Source organism: Micromonospora humida, assembly GCF_016901255.1.
GTDB lineage: Bacteria > Actinomycetota > Actinomycetes > Mycobacteriales > Micromonosporaceae > Micromonospora > Micromonospora wenchangensis.
The window spans coordinates 191,162-213,503 of sequence record NZ_JAFEUC010000004.1; the positions used below are offsets into that span (position 1 = coordinate 191,162).

The 22,342-nt window shown below is 74.1% G+C and carries 17 protein-coding genes; 12 read left to right on the top strand and 5 right to left on the bottom strand.

Annotated elements, in window-relative coordinates; all coding sequences use genetic code 11:
• Window positions 1–24: 24 nt before the first annotated feature.
• The gene (locus JQX11_RS10500; RefSeq protein WP_204924795.1) at window positions 25–2,421 is read right to left on the bottom strand and encodes a M28 family peptidase; all 2,397 of its coding nucleotides are present in this window, start codon (window positions 2,419–2,421) and stop codon (window positions 25–27) included.
• 242 nt (window positions 2,422–2,663) lie between these two features.
• Here JQX11_RS10500 and JQX11_RS10505 point away from each other — a divergent pair, with 242 nt between their 5' ends.
• From JQX11_RS10505 to JQX11_RS10535, 7 genes are all read left to right on the top strand, one after another.
• Window positions 2,664–3,908, top strand: a complete 1,245-nt coding sequence (locus JQX11_RS10505) for a PP2C family protein-serine/threonine phosphatase (protein ID WP_204924796.1) — start codon at window positions 2,664–2,666, stop codon at window positions 3,906–3,908.
• Complete coding sequence (locus tag JQX11_RS10510) at window positions 3,905–5,710, top strand: sensor histidine kinase (protein WP_204924797.1); 1,806 nt, start codon at window positions 3,905–3,907, stop codon at window positions 5,708–5,710. Before JQX11_RS10505 ends, JQX11_RS10510 begins: the two co-directional genes overlap by 4 nt.
• Window positions 5,707–6,159 (top strand): response regulator, encoded by a 453-nt coding sequence (locus JQX11_RS10515; RefSeq protein ID WP_088644726.1) that lies wholly within the window; start codon window positions 5,707–5,709, stop codon window positions 6,157–6,159. Before JQX11_RS10510 ends, JQX11_RS10515 begins: the two co-directional genes overlap by 4 nt.
• On the top strand, window positions 6,152–6,958 hold the full coding sequence (locus JQX11_RS10520) for an inositol monophosphatase family protein (protein ID WP_204924798.1): 807 nt from the start codon (window positions 6,152–6,154) through the stop codon (window positions 6,956–6,958). Before JQX11_RS10515 ends, JQX11_RS10520 begins: the two co-directional genes overlap by 8 nt.
• Before the next feature lie 274 nt (window positions 6,959–7,232).
• The gene (locus JQX11_RS10525; protein WP_204924799.1) at window positions 7,233–8,231 is read left to right on the top strand and encodes a coiled-coil domain-containing protein; all 999 of its coding nucleotides are present in this window, start codon (window positions 7,233–7,235) and stop codon (window positions 8,229–8,231) included.
• A 36-nt stretch (window positions 8,232–8,267) separates the two neighbouring features.
• Window positions 8,268–9,821 (top strand): fused MFS/spermidine synthase, encoded by a 1,554-nt coding sequence (locus tag JQX11_RS10530; RefSeq protein WP_204924800.1) that lies wholly within the window; start codon window positions 8,268–8,270, stop codon window positions 9,819–9,821.
• 71 nt (window positions 9,822–9,892) lie between these two features.
• Window positions 9,893–11,539 carry a serine/threonine-protein kinase gene (locus JQX11_RS10535; RefSeq protein WP_204924801.1) on the top strand — a complete coding sequence of 549 codons (1,647 nt, stop codon included), beginning with the start codon at window positions 9,893–9,895 and terminating at the stop codon, window positions 11,537–11,539.
• Window positions 11,540–11,652: 113 nt separating this feature from the next.
• On the opposite strand, the gene JQX11_RS10540 is transcribed toward JQX11_RS10535, so the two are convergent.
• Window positions 11,653–12,321 carry a potassium channel family protein gene (locus JQX11_RS10540; protein WP_232377629.1) on the bottom strand — a complete coding sequence of 223 codons (669 nt, stop codon included), beginning with the start codon at window positions 12,319–12,321 and terminating at the stop codon, window positions 11,653–11,655.
• Entirely contained in the window at window positions 12,311–13,645 is a 1,335-nt protein-coding gene (locus JQX11_RS10545; protein ID WP_204924802.1) for a TrkH family potassium uptake protein, read from the bottom strand. The genes JQX11_RS10540 and JQX11_RS10545 overlap by 11 nt, the downstream gene beginning before the upstream one ends.
• A gap of 193 nt (window positions 13,646–13,838) precedes the next feature.
• Here JQX11_RS10545 and JQX11_RS10550 point away from each other — a divergent pair, with 193 nt between their 5' ends.
• The 4 genes from JQX11_RS10550 to JQX11_RS10565 all read left to right on the top strand — a co-directional run bounded on the left by JQX11_RS10550 (window position 13,839) and on the right by JQX11_RS10565 (window position 19,868).
• Window positions 13,839–14,972: a glycerophosphodiester phosphodiesterase gene (locus JQX11_RS10550; RefSeq protein ID WP_204924803.1), complete on the top strand. Its 1,134-nt coding sequence runs from the start codon at window positions 13,839–13,841 to the stop codon at window positions 14,970–14,972.
• A 125-nt stretch (window positions 14,973–15,097) separates the two neighbouring features.
• The gene (coaD, locus tag JQX11_RS10555; RefSeq protein ID WP_204924804.1) at window positions 15,098–15,556 is read left to right on the top strand and encodes a pantetheine-phosphate adenylyltransferase; all 459 of its coding nucleotides are present in this window, start codon (window positions 15,098–15,100) and stop codon (window positions 15,554–15,556) included.
• Between the two features lie 643 nt (window positions 15,557–16,199).
• Window positions 16,200–18,449: a RecQ family ATP-dependent DNA helicase gene (locus tag JQX11_RS10560; protein ID WP_204924805.1), complete on the top strand. Its 2,250-nt coding sequence runs from the start codon at window positions 16,200–16,202 to the stop codon at window positions 18,447–18,449.
• Window positions 18,450–18,701: 252 nt separating this feature from the next.
• Window positions 18,702–19,868: a DUF8832 domain-containing protein gene (locus JQX11_RS10565; protein WP_204924806.1), complete on the top strand. Its 1,167-nt coding sequence runs from the start codon at window positions 18,702–18,704 to the stop codon at window positions 19,866–19,868.
• Window positions 19,869–19,928: 60 nt separating this feature from the next.
• On the opposite strand, the gene JQX11_RS10570 is transcribed toward JQX11_RS10565, so the two are convergent.
• Window positions 19,929–20,345: a helix-turn-helix domain-containing protein gene (locus tag JQX11_RS10570; RefSeq protein WP_088644737.1), complete on the bottom strand. Its 417-nt coding sequence runs from the start codon at window positions 20,343–20,345 to the stop codon at window positions 19,929–19,931.
• A 241-nt stretch (window positions 20,346–20,586) separates the two neighbouring features.
• Between JQX11_RS10570 and JQX11_RS10575 the strand changes: the two genes are divergently transcribed.
• The gene (locus JQX11_RS10575) at window positions 20,587–21,012 is read left to right on the top strand and encodes a hypothetical protein (RefSeq protein ID WP_204924807.1); all 426 of its coding nucleotides are present in this window, start codon (window positions 20,587–20,589) and stop codon (window positions 21,010–21,012) included.
• 7 nt (window positions 21,013–21,019) lie between these two features.
• On the opposite strand, the gene JQX11_RS10580 is transcribed toward JQX11_RS10575, so the two are convergent.
• Window positions 21,020–22,210: a class I SAM-dependent methyltransferase gene (locus tag JQX11_RS10580; protein ID WP_204924808.1), complete on the bottom strand. Its 1,191-nt coding sequence runs from the start codon at window positions 22,208–22,210 to the stop codon at window positions 21,020–21,022.
• Between the last annotated feature and the right edge of the window lie 132 nt (window positions 22,211–22,342).

Below are 22,342 nucleotides of genomic sequence, written 5' to 3' on the forward strand. Positions count from 1 at the left end.
TGTGGTGCTAGCGGCAGGCGCTCGTCAGAGTGGATAGGTGCGGGCGACCGCCAACATCTCCGAGGTGTGCGACCCCACCACCCCCACCCCCGCAGGCCGGGGACGGAACCCCGGCAGCCCTTCCAGCCCGTCGCTGGCGTCCATCGCCCGCAACGCCACCTGCCCCGCCCGGGGCCGCACGGTCAGGGTGATCTCGACCCCGTCGGCAGGTGGGGCGTGGAACACGATCCCGAAACCCCACCGGTCGAGCGACGCCTCCTCGACCGTCAGTTGCCGTCCGACCGGCACCTCATGCCCGGCCACCTCGGCCCGGGTCACCTCGGCGGTGGTGGCGTCCACGTGCAGGGTGGCCAGCCGGACGGTGCGCTGGGGGAGCAGCCGCAGCCGCAGGGTGCGCAGCCCACCGGCGGTGGTGTCCGCCAGCACCTGCACCGTGGGAGCGGTCAGGTTCGCCGCCGGTGCCGGGCCGCCGCGCAGGTCGGGATCGCCCAGGCCGGGGAAGCCGTCGACGGCGGCGGGACCGTCGACGTATCCGGCGGTCCACGGCTGCGGGTCGGCCTCCCGGGTGAGCCACTGCGCCTCGCTGGTGTCGGCGTCCAGGGCGTACATCAGGTGGGTGGGCACGGGGTGGTCGGCGTCGAACCGGTCGACCGCCAGGCCGACCCCGGCGAACAGGGTGGCGGCGAGCGCGGCGGCGACGGCCGGCAGCGCGCCGAGCCGGCGGGCGCGGGCGGCGACCATGCCCCGCTGGCCGCCGGCCGCCGGGTGCAGCAGGTCGAGCACCGGCAGCGCGGCCAGCCCCAGCAGCACCGCGAACAGGGCCGCGACCCCGCCCATCGCCATCCCCAGCGCGGGGAAGAGCAGCACCACCGTCGGTAGCAGGATCACCACGGCGACCGCGCCGGCCAGGGTCACCGCGACCACCGGCCACGGGCCGTCGATCCGGGTACGCAGCGCCACCAGGCCGGCGAGCGCGCCGGCCAGCGCCGGCAGGGTGGCCAGGTACGCCCCGCCGGGCACCAGCGCGGCCAGCACCACCCCGAGCAGGGCGAGCCAGCCGAGCCCACCGACGGCCAGCGCCGCCGGGCCGACCCGGCGGCGGGCCAGCGCGTACCAGGTGAGCAGGATCGCGGCGGCGAGCGCCACCACCGCCAACCGGTACCAGACCGGACGGTACGGGTCGAGCAGCTCGGCGTAGCCGGGGCGCAGCGCGGTGATCCCCGCCCACAGCAGTTGGGCGGCGACCGGGGCGGCCACGATCGGCACCAGCGCCAGCCCGAACCCGGCGAACAGGCGACCGGTGCCGGCCCGGCCGGTGTGCCGGACCTGCCAGCCCAGCACCAGCACCCCGAGCACCGCCAGGGCGGCCAGTGGCCAGGTCAGCCAGCCGGGGTAGCGGACCAGTCCGCCCGGCATCGGGAAGTAGGTGGCGTCGTGGCCGGACTTCAGCGCCGTCAGGTCGGCGCGGCCGAACTCCCGGGCCAGCCCGAGCGCGTTGTCGCCGTGCATCTGGAGGCTGCCCCGGTCCATCGCCGCCGGGGTGTCCAGCGGGGTGTGGTAGATCGCGCCCCCGTCGATGTACGCCGCGTTCAACCCGACGAAGTCGTTGTCGAGGAACGCGGTGAAGTCGGTGTCGTTGGGCAGCGCCCGGTAGATCTCCACCGCGAACGAGGTGCCCACCGGGTGCGGGGCGCCCCGGCCGAAGGCGGCCACCAGTTCGGCGTTGTTCCGGGACGTCTCGAACATGATCACCGGGCCGGTGGAGCCCCGCGCCTCCAGGTTGAGCACCACCCCGCCGTCGGCGGCCAGCGGGTGACTCGCCGCGAACGCCGCCGCCCCGCACAGGCAGGCCTCCTCGGCGTCGGTCAGCACGAACACGACGTCGTTGCGGGGCCGGGGACCGGCGGCCAGCGCGCGGGCCACCTCCAGCACGGTGGAGGTGCCGGCCGCGTCGTCGTTGCCACCCGGGCCGGTCTGCACCGAGTCGTAGTGCGCCACCAGGAAGACCCGGCCGGTGGAGGCGGTCCCGGGCAGCCGGGCCACCACGTTGCGGACCCGGGCGAAGGTGGCCCCGCCGGCCGCCCCGCTGAGCTGCCCGGCCTCCGGGGCGACGGTGTCCTGTACCTCGGTCTGCAGGCCCAGCCCGCTCAGCACCCCGACCAGGTGCTCACGGACCTGGTCGTTGGCGGCGCTGCCGGCCGGGTGCGGGCGTTGCGCCACCGTCTGCACCGTCCGGTACGCCCGCCCGGCGCTGAACTCGTCGGCCGGGGCGTCGACCGGCCGGGGCGTCGGGGTGGCCAGGGTGACCAGCACGACCGCGCCCACCGCGACCAGCGCCAGCAGGGCGGCCAGGGCGGCGGGCGGGCGACGCCGGGGCCGGGCCAGCGCCCGGTCGGCGGCGGAGGCGGGGGGTGCGCCCACGGGAACTCCTCGAAGGTGGTGCGGAGGTGGTGCACCATCCTGCCCCCGCCGGGGCGCGGCCGGGGCGTACCGGAACCGAACCGTGACGCGCGGCGCTGACCGGACGCTCACCTGGTGACGGCCTTGCCCGGGAACGCCCGGACCGGGCGGACCGTGTTGTGTGCGACCGTTGTCTAATACAGGATCAGCAGGGCACTCGGAAGGAGCCCGACATCACCAGCGAACTCCCGCGTCTCGCGGCGGTGACCCGGTCGCACCGGGGGCCTGGCCTGGCCGGGCCCTCCGTCGCGCCGTACCCGCACGGCGGGCTCGGGCCCCACCCCAACCTGCCGCCGGGCGAACGGCTGCGGGTGCTGCTGGTCGAGGACGACGAGGGCGACGCCTTCCTGGTCGGTGAGCTGCTCGCCGAGACCAACTCGATGATCGACCTGCTGGTCGCCACCAGCCTCAGCGAGGCCCGGCAGCGCATCGCCGGGGTCGACTGCGTGCTGCTCGACCTCGGCCTGCCCGACGCGCAGGGCCTGGACGGGCTGCGCCGGGTGCTGGAGATGTCCAGCGGCGCGGCGGTCTGCGTGCTGACCGGACGCTCCGACGAGCACCTCGGCATCGTCGCGGTCGCCGAGGGTGCCCAGGACTACCTGGTCAAGGGGCAGGTCGACGGGGTGCTGCTGACCCGCGCCCTGCGCTACGCGGTGGAACGCAAGCGGGCCGACGAGAACGCCCGCCGGCTGCGCGAGGTCGAGCTGCGCCAGGCCGAGTCGGCCCGACTGGAACGGGGCCTGCTGCCCCAGCCGCTGATGACCACCGACGAGGTGGCGGTGCACACCTTCTACCGGCCGGGCCGGCACGCGGCGCTCATCGGCGGGGACTTCTTCGACGTGGTGCAGACCCGGCCGGACCGGGTCGACCTGATCGTCGGCGACGTGTGCGGGCACGGCGTGGACGAGGCCGCCCTCGGTGTCGAGCTGCGGGTGGCCTGGCGGGCGTTGATCCTGGCCGGGGTGCCCGACGACGAGGTGCTGCCCGCCCTGGAGCAGGTGCTGATGAGCGAGCGCCGGCTACAGGAGATCTTCGCCACCGTCGCCACCGCCCGGCTCGACCTGGCCGCCAACCGGGCCACCGTCCGGCTGGCCGGCCACCCGCCGCCGCTGCTGCTGTCCGGCGGCAAGGTCGGGCCGGTACCGGCCCGGGGCGGCCTGCTGCTCGGCGTACGACCCCGCCGTCCCGTCGCGTTCGACCTGGAGTTCGACACCGATGACTGGTCCCTGCTGATGTACACCGACGGCCTGATCGAGGGGCGGGTGGGTGACGGCGACGACCGGTTGGACGTCGACGGGCTGACCGGCCTGCTCCAGGAGCGCGCCAACCACGCCGTGCCGCTGTCCGAGCTGCCCGCCTGGCTGGTCGGTCGGGCGGAGCAGATCAACGGCGGGCCGCTCGCCGACGACGTCGCCATGCTGCTGGTCACCCGGGGCGGTGGCCGGTGAACACGTACCGCCGGGGGTGGACCCTGCGTCGTCGGGTGCTGGCGCTGCTGGCCGTGGTCGGCGTGCTGCTGGTCGGGCTGGCCGTGGCCGAGGCGGTGGTGGCGGCGAAGAACCGCGCCTACACCGACGCGCTGCTCACCCGCACCGGCCCGCTGCGCGTGCAGGGGCAGGAGATGCTCAACGCGCTGCTCGACCAGGAGACCGGCATCCGGGGGTACGCGGTCAGCGGCAACCGCGCCGACCTGGCCCCGTACGAGCAGGGGGTGCAGCAGGAGCGCGACGTGGCCGCCACGATCGCCGACCTGAGCCGCGACTACCCGGCGGTCGCCGCCGCGCTGCGCACCGCGCAGCAGCAGGCGGCGGACTGGCGGCGGACGGTGGCCGAGCCGGTGATCGCCACCACCGGGAGCAGCGGCACCGCCGCCGGTCAGGCGTTGATCACCGCTCAGGCCCGGCAGCAGTTCGACGAGATCCGGGCGTCGGTGGGTGACCTCCAGACGGCGATCCTGACCGAGCGGGAGAAGGGCGCCCGGGACATCGAGCGCACCGGCAACATGCTGGTGATGCTGCTGATCGTCGCGGCGGTGGTGGTCGTGCTCGCGGGCACGCTGATGCTGCTCTCCCTGGAGCGGATGGTGATCCGGCCGCTGACCGGCCTGGCGCAGCAGGTGCGGGAGGTCGCCGCCGGCGACTACCAGCACCACATCGCCGGGTCGGGGCCGCCGGAGTTCCGCCGGCTCGCCGACGACGTCGACGTGATGCGGCAGAAGATCGCCAAGGACCTGGCCGAGGTGCGGGCCGCCCGGGAGAACATCGAGTGGGTCAACAGCCAGTTGCAGAAGCAGGCCGAGGAGCTGACCCGTTCCAACCGTGACCTGGAGCAGTTCGCCTACGTCGCCTCGCACGACCTGCAGGAGCCGCTGCGCAAGGTGGCCAGCTTCTGCCAGCTGCTGCAACGCCGGTACGCGGGGCAGCTCGACGAGCGGGCCGACCAGTACATCGCGTTCGCGGTCGACGGCGCGCAGCGGATGCAGCGCCTGATCAACGACCTGCTGGCGTTCTCCCGAATCGGCCGGCTCACCACCGGCTTCGTCGACGTCGACCTGAACAAGGTGATGGGCGACGTGGCCAGCCAGACCGAGCCGGGCCGGCAGTACGCCGACGCCGAGCTGACCTGGGGCGAGCTGCCGGTGATCCGGGGCGAGGAGCCGCTGCTCACCAACCTGCTGGTCAACCTGGTCAGCAACTCGGTGAAGTTCCGCCGCCCGGACGTCGCGCCGAAGGTGCGGGTCTCGGCCCGGCTGGTCGGTGACGAGTGGGAGATCACCTGCCAGGACAACGGCATCGGCATCGAGGCCGAGTTCGCCGACAAGATCTTCGTGATCTTCCAGCGGCTGCACGCCAAGGACGCCTACCCTGGCACCGGCATCGGCCTGGCCATCGTCAAGAAGATCGTCGAGTACCACGGCGGTCGGGTCTGGGTCGACACCGACCAGGCCGAGGGAACGGCGATCCGGTTCACCCTGCCGGCCCGGCCGGAGGACGTCGAGGCGGCGAAGGCGGCGGCCGAGGCGGACGCGGCGGCGACCGCCGGGGACACCGACGTGCCGGCCGACGGGCAGAGCCCGGCGACCACCGACGACGCCGCTCCCGGCCCGGTCGGGGAGACGGCCGACGAGGCCGGCCCGGCGGCCCGACCGACGCCGGTCGGCCGGCAACCGGACGGCACGCAGGACGAGGACCCACCCGGCGGGCCGCCGGGGCACGGCACGACGGGTGGCACGAAGGAGAGGGTCGGATGACCGCGCCGGCGGACGGCAAGAGCCCGATCGAGGTCCTGCTGGTCGAGGACGACCCGGGTGACGTGTTGATGACCCAGGAGGCGTTCGAGGAGCACAAGCTCCGCAACCGGTTGACGGTCGTCTCCGACGGTGCCGAGGCGCTGGCCTACCTGCGGCGCGAGGGCCGGTACGCGGACGCGGTGACCCCCGACCTGATCCTGCTCGACCTGAACCTGCCCCGACGGGACGGCCGGGAGGTGCTGGAGGAGATCAAGAACGACGAGGAGCTGCGGCGCATCCCGGTCGTGGTGCTGACCACCTCCCAGGCCGACGAGGACATCCTGCGCAGCTACCAGCTGCACGCCAACGCCTACGTGACCAAGCCGGTGGACTTCGAACGTTTCATCTCGGTGGTCCGGCAGATCGACGAGTTCTTCGTCAGCGTGGTCAAGCTGCCGCCGCGTGGCTGACCACCTGCTCGACGACGTCGACGCGCTGCTGCGGGAGACCGCGGCGAGCGTGGTGTTGCCGCTGTTCCGCAAGCTGGACGACGCCGACGTCACCGAGAAAGCCCCGGGCGACCTGGTCACCGTCGCCGACCAGCGCGCCGAGGAGCGGATCTCGGCGGAACTGCGCCGGTTGCTGCCGGGTTCCCTGGTCGTCGGCGAGGAGGCGGTCGCCGCGGACGGGTCGCTGCTGCGTCACCTGCGCGGCGACGGCGACGTGTGGGTGGTCGACCCGGTCGACGGGACGGGGAACTTCGCCGCCGGGCGGCGACCGTTCGCGCTGATGGTGGCCCTGCTCTCCGGCGGCGAGCCGGCCGCGTCCTGGGTGTTCGACCCGCTGGCCGGGACGATGGCCGTGGCCCGAGCCGGGGCCGGCACCCGGCTGGACGGCCGGCCGGTCCGCGAGACCCCCGTCCTGCCGCCGAATCGGCTGCGCGGCACCGCGATGGTGCAGTACCTGCCCCGGGCCACCCGGGACCGGGTGGCGGCCGGCCGCAGCCGGATCGGGGAGCTGCTGCCCGGCCAGCACTGCGCCGGGCGGGAGTACCTCGACCTGCTCACCGGTGACCAGCAGTTCGTCCTGTTCTGGCGGACCCTGCCCTGGGACCATGCCCCCGGCGCGCTGCTGGTGCGCGAGGCCGGCGGGGTGGCCCGCCGCTTCGACGGCACCGACTACCACCCGGCCGACGACGGCACGGGCCTGCTGGTCGCCTCCGACGAGCAGACCTGGCACGAGGTCCACGACGCCCTGCTCGGCGACTGACCCGCCGGTCCGGCTCCGGGGCTCCGGCGGGCCGCGCCACCGGCCCGGCCGCCGGTTCCACCGCCTGAGGAATCGACGACGGTGGACCCTCGGCTACCGGTTCGACACTCCCGGTCGAGGGTCGCCGTCCGGTGCCGTCACGGGCCTGGTGACCGGGCGTGATTGCGGTAATGTGACCGGCGGTCTCCGCCCCCAGGCCGCCAACCGGGGCCGGCGGGACCGCCGCCGCACCGGCCCCCGGCCGGGCGTCGGCGGCAGAGGGAAGGACACCTGCGTGCCCAGGACCAACCTGACCCGGCCGTTGACCGTGCTGCTCACCGCGGTGGCGCTGCTGCTCGGCGTCGGCGCGGTGCCCGCCGCGGCGGAGCCCGGCGAGGGTGGCACCAAGCAGCTCAAGGACGCGCTGACGGCGGCGGCGAAGGGGCACATCGAGGCCAAGGCCAAGCTGGACACCTCCAAGCGGCGGCAGGCCGCGCTGACCGCCGAGCTGAAGGTGATCGAGGGGCGGCTGGGTGAACTGACCACCCAGGTGGGCGAGGTGGCCGCGCAGTCGTACCGGGTGGGCCGGTTGACGCCGACGTCGATGCTGCTCAACACGGCCAGCCCGGAGGCGTTCCTCAAGCGGGCCGCCGACCTGGACATGATGGCCCAGCGGGACGGCAAGCAGCTCCGCGCCCTGGCCGAGGCCCGGCAGACCGCCGCCGAGGCCACCCTCGCCATCAACGCCGAGGTCCGCGAGCAGCAGAAGCAGCTCGCCACGCTGGCGAAGAAGAAGCGGGACGCGGAACGCGCCCTGGCCACCGTCAGCTCGGGTAGCAGCGCCGGTTTCAGCGGCGGATCGAGTTCGGCGAAGCCGGCCCCGCGCAACTCCGACGGGTCGTGGCCCAGCGAGTCGTGTTCGGTGAACGACCCGACCACCTCCGGCTGCATCACCCCGCGCACCCTGCACGCCATGCAGCAGGCCAAGGCGGCCGGCTACAAGCGGTATGTGTCCTGCCACCGCAGCGGCGGGGGCGGCGAGCACCCCAAGGGGCGGGCCTGCGACTTCTCGGCCGCCACCAGCGGCTTCAAGGACGAGACGGCCACCGGCGGGGACAAGGCGTACGGCGACAGCCTGGCCAACTACTTCAAGAACAACGCCAACCGGCTCGGCGTGCTCTACGTGATCTGGTACCGGCAGATCTGGATGCCGAACACCGGCTGGCGGGCGTACAGCGGGTCGGGCAGCCCGGCCGCCGACCACACAAACCATGTTCATCTTTCGATGTACTGACCGTCGGGCCCAGGAACGGGACGTAGCATCGCGACGGTGAGCAGCTCATCGTCCGACGTCGTGACAGTTCCGACGCCTCCCGCACCGACGCCCTCCCGGGCCCTGCCCAACGGGCTCGCCGCGTTCCTGGTCTTCTTCGCAAGTGGCGCGGTGCTGGTGCTGGAGACGGTCTCGTTGCGCCTCGTCGGCCCGTACGTCGGGGTGACCCTCCAGGTGACCAGCTCGGTGATCGGCATCGCGTTGGCCGCCATCGCGTACGGGGCGTGGACGGGCGGCTGGCTGGCCGACCGGCGGGACCCGCGCGGGCTGCTCGCCCCGGCGCTGATCCTGGCCGGCATCGCCGCCGCGGTCACCCTGCCGGTGGTCAGGTACGCCGGTGAGCTGCTGCGCGGCGGCGCGGTCAGCGGCATCCTGCTGCTCACCGCGTTGGCCGTGTTCGTGCCGGCGGCGCTGCTGTCGGCGGTCACCCCGCTGGTGGTGAAGCTGCAACTGTCCGACCTGCGGCGTACCGGGCAGGTCGTCGGCCGGCTGTCCGGCATCGGCACCCTCGGCGGCATCACCGCCACCCTGGTCACCGGGTTCGTGCTGGTGGCGGCGCTGCCCAGCACGGTCATCCTGATCGGGCTGGCGGTGGCGCTCGGCGTGGCCGGGCTGGCGCTCGGGGTCTATCTGCGCCGGCAGGAGGCCGCCGCGCTGCCCGGACCGACCCGGGCGAAGGCCGCCCTGGCGGTGCTCGGGCTGGTCGCGGCGGGGCTGAGCGCGGTCGCGCCGAACCCGTGCGACGTGGAGACCGCCTACCACTGCGCCCGGGTGGAACGTGATCCGGACCGGGCCGGCGGGCGCACCCTCTACCTCAACTCGGCCCAGCACTCGTACGTCGACCTGAACGACCCGACCCACCTGGAGTACGAGTACACGCAGTGGATCGGCGCGGTCGCCGACGTGCTCGCCCCGAAGGGGCAGCGGCTGGACGCGCTGCACCTGGGCGGGGGCGGGTTCACCATGCCCCGCTATCTGAGCGCCACCCGGCCGGGCACCGACAACGTGGTCTTCGAGATCGACGGTGAGCTGGTCGACCTGGACCGGCGGGAGTTGGGCGTCCGGACCGGGTCGGGGCTGCGGGCGGAGGTGGGCGACGCCCGGATGCTGGTCGGCGGCGAGCCGGCCGACAGCCGGGACCTGGTGGTCGGGGACGCCTTCGGGCACCTGGTGGTGCCGTGGCACCTGGCGACCCGGGAGATGGCGGCGGAGGTCGACCGGGTGCTCCGCCCCGGCGGCATCTACGTGCAGAACGTTATCGACTACCCGCCGGGCCGGTTCATCCGCTCGGAGCTGGCGACCGTGGCCGCCGAGTTCGAGCACCTGGCGCTGGTCGCGCCGCCGGAGGCGATCGCCGGGCGGCAGGGCAGTAACTTCCTCATCGTCGCCTCGAACGCCCCGCTGCCGCTGGAGGCGCTGCGGACCCGGCTGGGCACGGTGGCGAAGATCCCGGACATGCTCGCCGGCAGCGAGGTGACCCGGTTCGTCGACGGCGCGCTGGTGTTGACCGACGACTACGCCCCGGTGGACCAACTGCTCGCGACCGCCTGATCGGGTGACTTTCCTGACCGATTACGACCACCGAGGTGTAGGGCGGGCCGTCCCGGGCAACTCGGTCGACCATGGGTGCAGGAGTCCGGAACGCCGCCCAGCTCCTCGGTGAGCGGTACCGGCTGATCGAGCAGCTCGGCGCGGGCGGCATGTCCGTGGTGTGGCGCGGCTACGACCAGGTGCTCGGCCGTCAGGTCGCGGTCAAGGTGCTCGCCTCGCGGCTGGCCAGCGACCGGGCCTTCCGGCACCGGATCAGGATCGAGGCGCAGGCCGCCGCCCGGCTCTGCCACCCCAACATCACCAACGTGTACGACTACGGCGAGTCCGAGCAGGTCGGGCTGACCGTGCCGTACGTGGTGATGGAGCTGGTGGACGGTGGCCCGCTCACCGCGCGGCTCGGCCGCGACGGGCAGCTTCCCTGGCGGGAGGCGGTGACGATCGGCGCGGAGGTGACCTCCGCGCTGGCCACCGCGCACGCCCGGGGGGTGGTGCACCGCGACGTGACCCCGGGCAACGTGATGCTGACGGCGACCGGGGTGAAGGTCGTCGACTTCGGCATCTCGGCACTGGTCGGGGAGAGCGAGAAGGGGCCGGACGGCGCACTGCTCGGCACCCCCGCCTACCTCGCCCCGGAACGCCTCGACAACGGCCAGGTCTCCCCGGCCACCGACGTGTACGCGGTCGGGCTGCTGCTCTACCGGATGCTCACCGGGCGGTTGCCCTGGCAGGCCAGCACCACCACGCAGATGCTGCGGGCGCACATGTACCACGACCCGGAGCCGATGCCCCCGGTCCGCGGGCTTCCCGACGAGGTGGTCGAGCTGGTCGGCCGCTGCCTGGCCAAGCGCCCCGAGGACCGGCCGTCGACGGCCGAGGTGGCCCGTACCCTCGCCTCGGCGGCCGGGATGGTCGCGGCGGTGCCCGTCCCACCGGCACCCGGGCGGGGTGACCCGGCACTGCTCGCCAACGCCGGCACCACGATCCTGCCCTGGTCGGCCGACACCGACGCGTTGCCCTTCTCGGGCCGTACCCGCACCCGCCGGGCCGCTGCCCGCCGCCGACGGATCGAGGCCGGGGTGGCCGCCGCGAGCCTGGTGGCCGTCACCGCGGCCATCTGGGGGGTGACCTCGCGCAGCCCCGCCAGCGGTGGCGTCGACCCGCCCACCGAGGCCCGGATGGGATTGCCCGAGACCATCGGGTGCGAGGTCGAGTACGCGCTGCGCAGCGACTCCGGCAAGGACTTCGCCGCCCAGCTCACGCTGACCAACACCGGTCCCCGGGAGCTGCGGGACTGGACGATGAGCTTCGCGTTCCCCGGCCAGCAGACCATCACCACGACCACCCCCGGGATACGCCAGGAGGGTCGCATGGTGCGGGTCACCCCGGCGGCCGGGCGGGCCGCGCTGGCCCCGGGCGGGTCGGACAAGGTCGCGCTGACCGGCCGGTACACCGGGGGCAACCCGCTGCCGCTGGAGTTCACCGTCGGCGATTCGAGCTGCGGGGTACGGGTCTCCGGGGTGGCCGGTAGCGCACCCGTGGTGAAGCCACCGGCGGCGAAGAAGCCGGCGGCCAAGAAACCGGCGAAGACGTCAGGCAAGGGCGGTTCCGGCGCGGCCGGGCCGGCGAAACCCAAGCCGAAGGCCGAGAAGCCGGCCAAGGGGCCGGGCCCGGCGGCGGGTAAGGGAGCGGGTGCGGCCAAGGGAAAAGCGGGAAAGTGACGGGGAAGGGAGGCAAGGGCGCAGGTGGCGGTGGCCCGGGTGGCGGTCCCGGTAAGGGGCCCCGGGGCTGAGGCCGAGGGCTGCGACCCGGTCGCGGTGGGAGGTCGGTGCGGTCAGCGTAGGGCGGCGAACCGCTGCACCTGGGCGATCCCGCCCTCGACGACGAGGATGCTGCCCGGTCCGAGCACCGTGTCCGGGTCGGCGTACCGGAAGCGTTCCCCGGCCGGTTTCGCACCGACCACCATCACCCCGTAGCGTTCCTGCACGGCCAGGTCCCGCAGCCGGTGACCGACCAGCGGCGGGGGCACCGGCACCTTGGCGATGGCGAAGTCGTCGCCGAACTCCATGAAGTCGAGCATCCGGCTGACGATCAGGTGGGCCACCCGTTCCCCGGTCTCCGCCTCGGGGAAGACCACGTGGTGGGCGCCGACCGAGGCGAGGATCTTGGCGTGTTTGCGGGACGTGGCCCGCGCCCAGATCTGCGGTACGCCCACCTCGGTCAGTGCCAGCACGGTGAGCACGCTGGCCTCCACCGAGGCGCCGATGGCGACCACCACCCGGGTGAAGTCGCCGATACCGAGCTGCCGCAGCGCCTGTTCCTCGGTGGCGTCGGCCTGCACCACCCGGTCCAGCGACACCGACCAGCGCTGCACCCGGTCGGGGTCGCGGTCCACGGCGAGCACCTGGTGGCCGAGCCGGGTCAACGCCCCGGCCAGGTGGCAACCGAACCGGCCCAGCCCGATCACGGCGATGTCGCCGTCGCCCTCGTCCCTAGCCGACAACGGGTTGCTCCTTCGGGTAGCGGTACAGCCGGCGTCGGGTGTTCAACGCGATCGCCGAGCCGAGGGTGAGTGGCCCGATCCGCCCGACGTACATCAGCACGGTGAGCACCAGTTGCCCCGAGGCGGGCAGGTGCGGGGTGAGCCCGACGGTGAGGCCGGCGGTGCTGAACGCCGAGGTCACCTCGAACAGCGTCTCGTTGGACCGGACGTCGGTGGTGAGCACGGTCAGGCCGAGCGTGCCGACGGTCACCAGCGCGACGCTGAGCAGGGCCACCGTCAGTGCCTGGCGTTGGCTGGCCACCGCGATCCGGCGGCGGCCCACGGTGACGTCCGGCTCGCCGCGCAGCTCCGCCCAGATGACGAAGCCGAGCAGGAAGAACGTGGAGACCTTGATCCCACCGGCGGTGCTGGCGCTGCCACCACCGATGAACATCAGGGCGATGAGCAGCGGGTAACTCTCCTCACGCAGCGCGGCCACGCCGATCACGTCGAATCCGCCGGTACGGCTGAGCGCGATCTGGGTGAACGTGGCGAGCAGCTTGTCCGGGGTGTCGTAGGTGCCGATGGTGAACGGGTTGTCCCACTCGGTGGTGAGCAGCCCGACGAAGCCCACCGCCACCAGCACCACACTGCCCCAGACGGTCAGCTTGGTGGCCACCGCCCAGCGGCCCGGTCGGCGACGCTGGCGGAACGCCTCGAACAGCGCGGGGAAGCCCAACCCGCCGACGATCGCGCCGAACGCCAACGGCAGCGCCACCCACGGGTCACGGGCGAAGCCGACCAGCCCGTCGGTGTAGAGGGTGAAACCGCCGTTGTTGAACGCCTGGATCGAGTGGAACACCCCTGACCACAGCGCCCGGCCCGGGGGATAGTCGTAGGCGAGCCGGAGCCGGGCGGTGACCACCGCGGTCATCACCAGTTCGCAGCCGAACACCGTGCCGGCGATGCGCAGCAGCAGCCGGCGCAGGTCGGCCGGGCCGTACTCGGCCGTCTCGGCCTGCACCAGCAACCGGTTGCGCAGCCCGAGTTGCCGGGTGACCGCCAGGCTGACCAGGGCCGCGCCGGTGAGGATGCCCAGCCCGCCGACCTGGGTGAGCACGGTGATCATCACCAGCCCGAACCCGTTCCAGTAGTTCGGGGTGTCGGTGACCGCCATGCCGGTGACCGAGACCGCCGAGGTGGCGGTGAACAGCGCGGTGACCGGCGGGGTGTAGCGGTGCGCGCTGGTGGCCCAGGGCAGCATCAGCAGGCCGGTGCCGATCGCGATCGTCACCAGGAAACCGAACGGCACCAGCCGGACGGGGTGACGAAGGAACCGGCGCACCAGACAATCCTGTCGATTCCGGCGGGATCGGGTCGGTGAATCGCGTATCCCGGCCCGGTCCCGGTTTCCCCGCAGGGTTCACCTGGCGGCCAGTCGGCGACCAACTGGCGGTCAGCCGCGCCCGGTCTGCTGTGAGCGCCCGTTGGGGCGTACCGGCGCTCGGCCGGGTGCCCATACGACCAAGGAGACCGCGTTGCGACGTACCCTTTCCGCTCTCGGTGTGGCCGGCGCGCTGCTCGCCGTGGCCGTCGCCGTCCCGGTGGCCGTTCCCGGCGCCGCCTCGGCCCGCGAGGACGACGCGGACCGCGCCGACCGGGCCACCCACCGGCCCCTGGTGATCGCCCACCGGGGGGCCAGCGGCTACCGCCCGGAACACACCCTGGAGGCGTACCGGCTGGCGATCCGGATGGGCGCCGACTACATCGAACCCGACCTGGTCTCGACCCGGGACCGGGTGCTGGTCGCCCGGCACGAGAACGAGATCTCCGGTACGACCGACGTGGCGGCCCGCCCGGAGTTCGCCGGCCGCAAGGCCACCAAGACCATCGACGGGTTGCCGGTCACCGGCTGGTTCACCGAGGACTTCACCCTGGCCGAGCTGAAGACGCTGCGGGCCAAGGAGCGGCTGCCCCAGGTGCGGGTGGCGAACACCGCGTTCGACGGCCGGTTCGCGGTGCCCACCTTCCAGGAGGTGCTGGACCTGGCCCGGGCCGAGTCGAAGGCGCGGGGCCGCACCATCGGCGTCTACCCGGAGACCAAGCACCCCACCTACTTCGCCTCGATCGGGCTGCCGCTGGAGGAGCCGCTGGTCACGGTGCTGCGCCGCAACAAGCTGACCCACCGCGACGACCCGGTCTTCATCCAGTCCTTCGAGACCGCCAACCTGCGCACCCTCGACCGGATGATCGACGTGCCGCTGGTCCAGCTCCTCGACGCCACCGGCCGGCCGTACGACTTCACCGCCGCCGGTGACCCGCGCACCTACCAGGACCTGGCCACCGCCGCCGGTCTGCGTGGGATCGCCCGGTACGCCGACGGGGTCGGCCTCAACAAGAACCTGATCATCCCCCGGGACGCCACCGGCAAGCTGCTCGCCCCGACCACGGTGGTCCGCGACGCGCACCGGCACAAGCTGCTGGTGCACGCCTGGACGTTCCGCGCCGAGAACCAGTTCCTCCCGGTCGACTTCCGGATCGGCGCCGACCCGAACGCCCGGGGCGACATCACCGCCGAGTACGAACTCTTCCTCGGTCTCGGCCTGGACGGCGTCTTCGCCGACCAGGCGGACACCGCCGTCGCCGCCCGCGCCGGTCTCCCCACCCGCTGATCCGGCGGGTGGTTCGGGTTGGTGCGGGCTGTGTCGTCGATGTGGCGGTGTCCCCTCGCTCGGACACCGCTACATCGGCCCACAGGAGTCGATCGAGACGGCGGCCGGCGCCCTAGAGTCGGGGCATGGGCGTTGACAGGGTGCCGCCGGCAGGAAGCGCCGGTCGGGTACGTGCCGTCTACCCCGGCAGCTTCGACCCCTTCACCCCCGGGCACCTGGACGTGGTGGGCCGGGCCCGCGCCCTCTTCGACGAGGTGGTCGTGCTCGTCGCGGTCAACGGCAGCAAGCGCCCGGGCGTCGACGAGGAGCAGCGGGCCGCCGACGTCCGGGCGGGCCTGCCGGCGGGATGGACCTCCGTCACCGTCGCCGCCTGGCGCGGATTGACCGCCGAGTACTGCCTCCGCCACGGGGCGGGAGTGATCGTCCGGGGCGTGCGGAACACCACCGACTTCCAGGCCGAGTGCCGGCTCGCCGCGATGAACCAGTCGCTGGGCGTCCCCACGGTCTTCCTGCCCGCCCAGCCCGAACTGGCGGCGATGTCGTCGACCGTCGTACGCACGCTCGGGAAGCCGCTGCCGCGATAGCCCGGCTCACCGGGCGGTCAGGCGCTTGATCCGCGCGATGTCGCCGATGTTGCGGTATTCCTTCGCCCGGACACCGCGACATCGGCCCAAGGGGGTGGAGGTACCCCGGGTCTCGGGCGGGTGGGCGCGGCGACCGGGGTCGGGACGTGGATCAGTCGCCACCGGCGCGACGGCGTGCCGCCGGAAGTCCGGTCACAGACTCCCACCCCCGGTGCTGCGGAGGTTGCTGCCGTCCGTCGGGTTCCGGTGATCGTCCAGGCGGCGGCGGGCCTGCTCCGATGCCGCCAGGTCACGTACCTGCCGGTCCCCGTCGGTCACCGGCCGGCGGCTACGACGCCACCATGCCACTGCTGCGAGGGCCACGAGTACGACGATGAGGATGATGAGCCAACGCATTTCCGCCTCCAGAGGGTGAGGGCTCTGCCACCCAGAGTGGACCCCCGGGTCAAGGAGCCCCGACCCAGGGGCGGGGCGGTTCCTCACGCTTGCCGGGTGCGCCGGTCCGGCGGCCGGCGATGCGTGCACGCCCGGTCGCCCCGGTGATCAAGAACTTTGCGTCACCCTGAGCGCGGATCATGACGTAAACCTCTTGATCAACTGCGTGGGAGGTCGGGGTGTCCGGTCGGGGTGGTAGGAATGCCGGATGAGTGGGGATCGGACGGCGGTGCGGGAGCGGGCCGAGGAGGTGCTGCGGCGGCTGGCCGGCGCGCACGCCCGGCTGCGGGAGGACCAGTGGCGGGCCATCGAGGCGCTGGTGGTGGACCGGCGGCGGGTGCTCTGCGTGCAGCGCACCGGGTGGGGCAAGTCGGCGGTCTACTTCGTGGCCACCGCCCTGCTGCGCGAACGCGGCGAGCACGGGCCGACGGTCATCGTCTCGCCGCTGCTGGCGCTCATGCGTAACCAGGTGGAGGCGGCGGCCCGCGCCGGCATCCGGGCCCGCACCATCAACTCCGCCAACCTCGACGAGTGGGACGAGATCACCGCCGAGATCCACGCCGGCACGGTGGACGTGCTGCTGATCAGCCCCGAGCGGCTCAACAACCCCGACTTCCGGGACGCCGTCCTGCCGAGGCTGGCCGCCACCACCGGGCTGCTGGTGGTCGACGAGGCGCACTGCGTGTCCGACTGGGGGCACGACTTCCGGCCCGACTACCGCCGGCTGCGTACCTTCCTGGGCAACCTGCCGGAGCGGACCCCGGTGCTCGCCACCACCGCCACCGCCAACGAGCGGGTGACCCGGGACGTCGCCGAACAACTCGGCACCGAACCCACCCCGCCCGCCGCCGGCCGCCACGCATCCGCCGCTGAGCGCGCCGTGTCGCCCGCCGACGCCGGTGCGTCGACCGCCGATCCTGCGGTGCCGCCCGCCGACGCCGGTGGGCGACGGGCCGACGTGCTGGTGCTGCGGGGCACCCTGGACCGGGAGTCGTTGCGCCTCGGCGTGCTCGACCTGCCCAGCCCGGCGCACCGGCTGGCCTGGCTCGCCGACCACCTGGACGCGCTGCCCGGTTCGGGGATCATCTACACGCTCACCGTGGCGGCGGCCACCGAGACCGCCGACTTCCTGCGCGGGCGCGGCTGGTCGGTGGCCTCGTACACCGGCCAGGCCGAGGACGCCGACCGCCGCGCCGCCGAACAGGACCTGCTCGACAACAAGATCAAGGCGCTGGTGGCGACCAGTGCGCTCGGGATGGGGTTCGACAAGCCCGACCTCGGTTTCGTGGTGCACCTGGGTGCGCCGCCCTCGCCGATCGCCTACTACCAGCAGGTCGGCCGTGCCGGTCGGGCCGTCGAACACGCCGAGGTGCTGCTGCTGCCCGGCGTCGAGGACGCCGCGATCTGGCGCTACTTCGCCTCGCTCGCCTTCCCGCCGGAGGAGCAGGTACGCGCCGTGCTGGCCGCCCTGCACACCGACCGGCCGCTCTCCACGCAGGCCCTGGAACCCCTCGTCGACCTGCGCCGGACCCGCCTCGAACTGATGCTCAAGGTGCTCGACGTCGACGGCGCGGTCCGCCGGGTGCGCGGGGGCTGGCTCGCCACCGGCGAACCCTGGACCTACGACGAGGCCCGGTTGCGCCGCGTCGCCGAGGCCCGCACCGCCGAGCAGCAGGCCATGCGCGAGTACGCCGCGACGCCCGGCTGCCGGATGCGGTACCTGCGGGACTGCCTCGACGATACCGGGGCGGACGACTGCGGCCGGTGCGACCGCTGCGCCGCGCCCCTGTTCACCGCCGACGTGTCCGATCCCGCGCTGACCGCCGCGCAGACCTTCCTCGGCCGCCCCGGGGTGCAGATCGCCCCCAAGAAGCTCTGGCCGACCGGCCTCGACGCGGTCGGCGTACCGCTGAAGGGGCGGATTCCGCCGACGGAGCAGGCGCTGGCCGGTCGGGCCGTGGGGCGACTGTCCGACCTGGGCTGGGGCGGCCGGCTGCGGGGCCTGGTCGGCCCCGGCACGGCCGACGGCCCGGTGCCCGACGACGTGACGGCGGCCGTGGTGGAGGTGCTGAAGGCCTGGGCCCACGGCGACGACCCGTGGCCGCGCCGGCCGGCCGGGGTGGTCGCGGTCGGCTCCCGCAGCCACCCGACCCTGGTCGCGTTGCTCGCCGAGCGGATCGCCACGGTCGGTCGGCTGCCCCTGCTCGGCCTGGTCATCCCCTCCGGTCCGGCCGGGGGCGGCGGGCCGCGCGGCAACAGCGCCCAGCGGGTACGCGCCCTGCACGACGCCTTCACCGTCACCGACGAGACTGCCGGTGCGTTGGCCGGGCTGGACGGCCCCGTGCTACTCGTCGACGACCTGGTCGACTCCGGGTGGACGATGACGATGGCGGCCCGCCTGCTGCGCCGGGCCGGCGCCCCCGACGTCCTCCCGCTGGCCCTCGCCGTCGCCGGCTGACCCAGGCCCGGGTCGATGGCGGCGGTGAGCGGCTCCGCCGGAGGGTCGACCACCGGCCGATCCGGCTCGGGTCGACCGAGGCGGCGAGCGGCCATTCCACGCCGCCGGCAGCCGGTGGGTCGATCCGGGTCGCGGACCTACCGGCGGTCGACGGGGCGGGCGGAAAAGTTCCCCGGCCGGCCGTGATGCGACCGCCGCCACGGTGTCCGGCCGTCGCCCCGGTGCCGCCGGGGTCGACGGTACGGTGGGCGAATGGCCGACCAGCGATCCGTCACCCGGCCCGCCGGCCCGGCAGGCCATGGCGGCCCGGCCCCCGACCGGGACACCCGGGTGGGCCGGCCGGGCCGGGGTGCCGACGCGGGCACCGCGCCCCCGACGGACCAGCAGGACCGGGGCAGCGACGCAGGGGTCGCGCAGCCGGCGGACCAGCAGGACTCGGGCGGCGCGGAACCCGGCGGATGGACCCTGTCAGGCGGCACCACGGCCCGGGACGGGGCGTCGACGATGGGGCCGGACCGGGCCACGCTGCGGCTGGCGCTGGTGGTGGGCGGTCTGGTGCTGGCCGTCCTGCTCGGCTTCGGGCTCGGCCGGGCCAACGGGCGGCCGACCGACCGTACGGCGGCGACCGTCGCGACCGCCGCCGGGGACCACACCCACGCTCCGGGCACCGGGGCGCACCAGCACGACGGCACCGGCGGGGACTCCTCCGGTGATGCGGCCACCGGCCTGTCCGTCAGCTCCGGCGGTTACACACTCGTCCCGTCGGGCGGGGAGTTCACCGCCGGGCGGGCCGGTGAACTGCGGTTCCAGATCCGCGACGCGCAGCGCCGGCCGGTCACCCGGTTCGCGATCGTGCACGACAAGCCGATGCATCTGGTGGTGGTACGCCGCGACCTCACCGGATTCCAGCACCTACACCCGACGATGGCCGCCGACGGCACCTGGTCGATCCCGCTGACCCTGCCGCAGCCGGGCGTCTGGCGGGCGTACACGGATTTCACGGCGGTCGCCGACGACGGCCGGCAGACCCCGGCGACGCTGGGCGTGGACCTGGTCGCCCCGGGGGAGTACGCGCCCCGCCCGCTGCCCGCCCCGGCCACCCGGGCGGCCGTCGACGGGTTCACCGTCGACTACGAGGGCACCCCGCAGGTGGGCGCCGCCGTGCCGCTGCGGTTCACGGTCCGGGACCCGGCGGGACGCCCCGCCGCCCTGGAGCGCTACCTCGGCGCGTACGGGCATCTGGTCGCCCTCCGCGAGGGGGACCTGGGCTACCTGCACGTGCACCCGGGCCCGGGGCCGGCCACCGACACGGTGACGTTCTGGCTGACCGCGCCCGGACCCGGCAGCTACCGGATGTACCTGGACTTCCAGGTGGCGGGCGTGGTTCGCACCGCCGAGTTCACCCTGACCGTGCGCTGAGGCCGGTGGCCCCGGGCGGGCCCCGGCGCGGCCCGGATCGACCGGGGGACGGCGCGGCGGTCAGCCGGCGCGGCGGACCGGGCGGCGGGCCAGGTAGCGCAGCAGGTCCCGGATGTGGTGTTTCTCCTCGGCGGGTACCGCCGGATCGGCCAGCCGGTCGAGGATCACCCGGACATCCGCCTCCACCGGCCCGTCGTCGGCGCGGCGGCGGGGGGTGGGCCCCGAGTCGGGCAGGCCGAGCGCCCGGAATGCCGCCGCGACCGGCAGGTCGAGGGCGGCGCAGAAACCGCGCACCTTGGCCAGCTCGGGGTAGTCCTGCCAGTCACCGGCGAGCCAGCGGAACACGGTGGACCGACCGACACCGGTGTGGGCAGCGAGGTCGCTCACCGTCCAACCCCGCTCGTCACGGGCGTCGTCGATGGCCCGTCGCACGAAGCGGGCGAACGCCATCTGGGGTGAAACCTCTGTCGAACCCATGCCTGGAGATCGTCCTCTTCGGGTGGGAGCCGGGGTGTCCGGTGCGCCCTCCGAGGGTAGTACGACGACGGTCCGGTGCAATTCCCCGTACCGGTCGTCCGAGCGCCGTTACAACGTCCACCCGGGGTAACGGCGCAGGTCGTGGCCGGTTGCGGCGCCGGTCGTGACGCAGCGTCAGTTGCCGTAGGTCAATTGAATCCGGCGGGTCCGTCCACCCGTCGCGCATCCGGTGAGGAGCAGCATGGCCGAGTCCGACCGTCCGGTGCCGCACCGCCCGGGTGCGGTCAGCCTCTTCTTCGTCGTCAAGGCGGCGGTGTTCGCCCTGGGTTTCTGGAGCTGGCTGCTGGTGCTGGTGTTCACCGGTGACGCAGTGACCGGGGCGCACGTGCTGGCGGCCGCCGGCGCCGTCACCACCACCCTGGTGGGGGTGCTGCTCGGCGTCCGGCTGGCCCTGCAACGCAGCGCCGCTGTCCGGCACGCCGAACTCAAACGGCTCCTGGTCGACATCTCCTGGAACGCGTTCGCCGCCGCCGGCAACGCCGAGCTGTCCGGCACCGTGGTGCCGTTCCCCACCGCGCCCGGCGACGACGAGCGGGGGCCGCGTCAGCGGATCTCCTCGATCGTCGACCGGGGGCCGGGGGAGCGCCCCGGCGGCCGGCGGCGCTGAACCCGGCTCAGCGCGGCGCGGTGACCGTGCCGCCGTCCCGCACGGCGTCCCCGTCCGGGTCGGCCAGCAGCGTGGCCAGGCGCGGGGTCACCTGCCACTGGTCGACCAGTTGCCGGTACTCGGCCGACTGCGGGTCGCCGCCGCCGGTGCCGGTCCGGCGGGCCCGGATCAGCAGGTTCCGGGGGGTGTGCCGGGAGTCGACGAACTCGACGACCTCGGCCCGGTAGCCGTGCGACCGCAGCAGCCCGGCCCGCAGCGCGTCGGTGAGCACGTCGGCGAAGCGTTCCCGCAGGATGCCCTGCCGGGTCAGCAGCTCGTACGGTGCCGGGGCCGGCCGGGCGCGTAGCTGCGCCGCGAGGTCGTGGTGGCAGCACGGCGCGGCGAGGACCCACCGGGCGTTCCAGCGCACCGCGCGGGCCAGCGCCTCGTCGGTGGCGGTGTCGCAGGCGTGCAGGGCGAGCACCAGGTCGGGGGCGGGTTCCACCACCGCGTCGGCGATCGTCCCGGCCACGAAGGTGACCCGGTCGGCCCAGCCGAGGCGTTCGGCCAGCTCGCTGTTGCGCTGCCGTTGGTCCTCCCGCACGTCCACCCCGACCAGTTCCACGTCGAGCCCGCGGCCGGTCAGGTAGCGGTAGGCGGCGAAGGTCAGGTAGGCGTTGCCGCAGCCCAGGTCGACCACGCGCAGCCGCCCGGTGAGGTCGTCGGGCAGGGTGGCGGCCAGCGCCCGCAGGAAGGCGTCCACCTGCCGGCGTTTCGCGGCGTTGCCGCCGATCTCGGCGAAGATCGGGTCACCCGGGTCGAGCAGGTACTCCTTGGCCCGGTCGTGGTCGTCCGCCGGCGCGGCCGGCCGGCTGGCCGTCGCCCGGTGCACCTGCGCCTCGCCGGACTTGGTCACCCGCAGCTGGAGGGTCGCCCCGGCGGTCTCCACGTGCCAGTTGCCGAAGGGCTCGGCGAGCAGCGCGTCGACCGCCGCGCCGGCCTCCGCGCCGGGGGCCACGTTCCGGGTGTACGGCCGGGCGCCGTCGGACGTGGAGATCTGCAACCGGGGGCCGGCCTTGAGGGCGACCGGGCGGAGTTCGGCCCGTACCACCGACGGGCGCTGGCCCCGGCGTCGGCCGGCGGCGACGGCACGGGTCAGGGCGGGGTCGAGCAGCAACGCCCGGACCTCGGTCAGGGCGGCGTCCAACGGTTCCGGCATGGGTCCATCATCCTTTCCACCCCGGCGGCTGCCGCTCCCGGCCCGCCCCGGCTGGGACGTCGGCCACCGGTGTGTGCCGCCTCCGGGCGGGCTCCGGCAGGGGTGCGGGCCCGGTAGGGCGTGGGGCCGCCG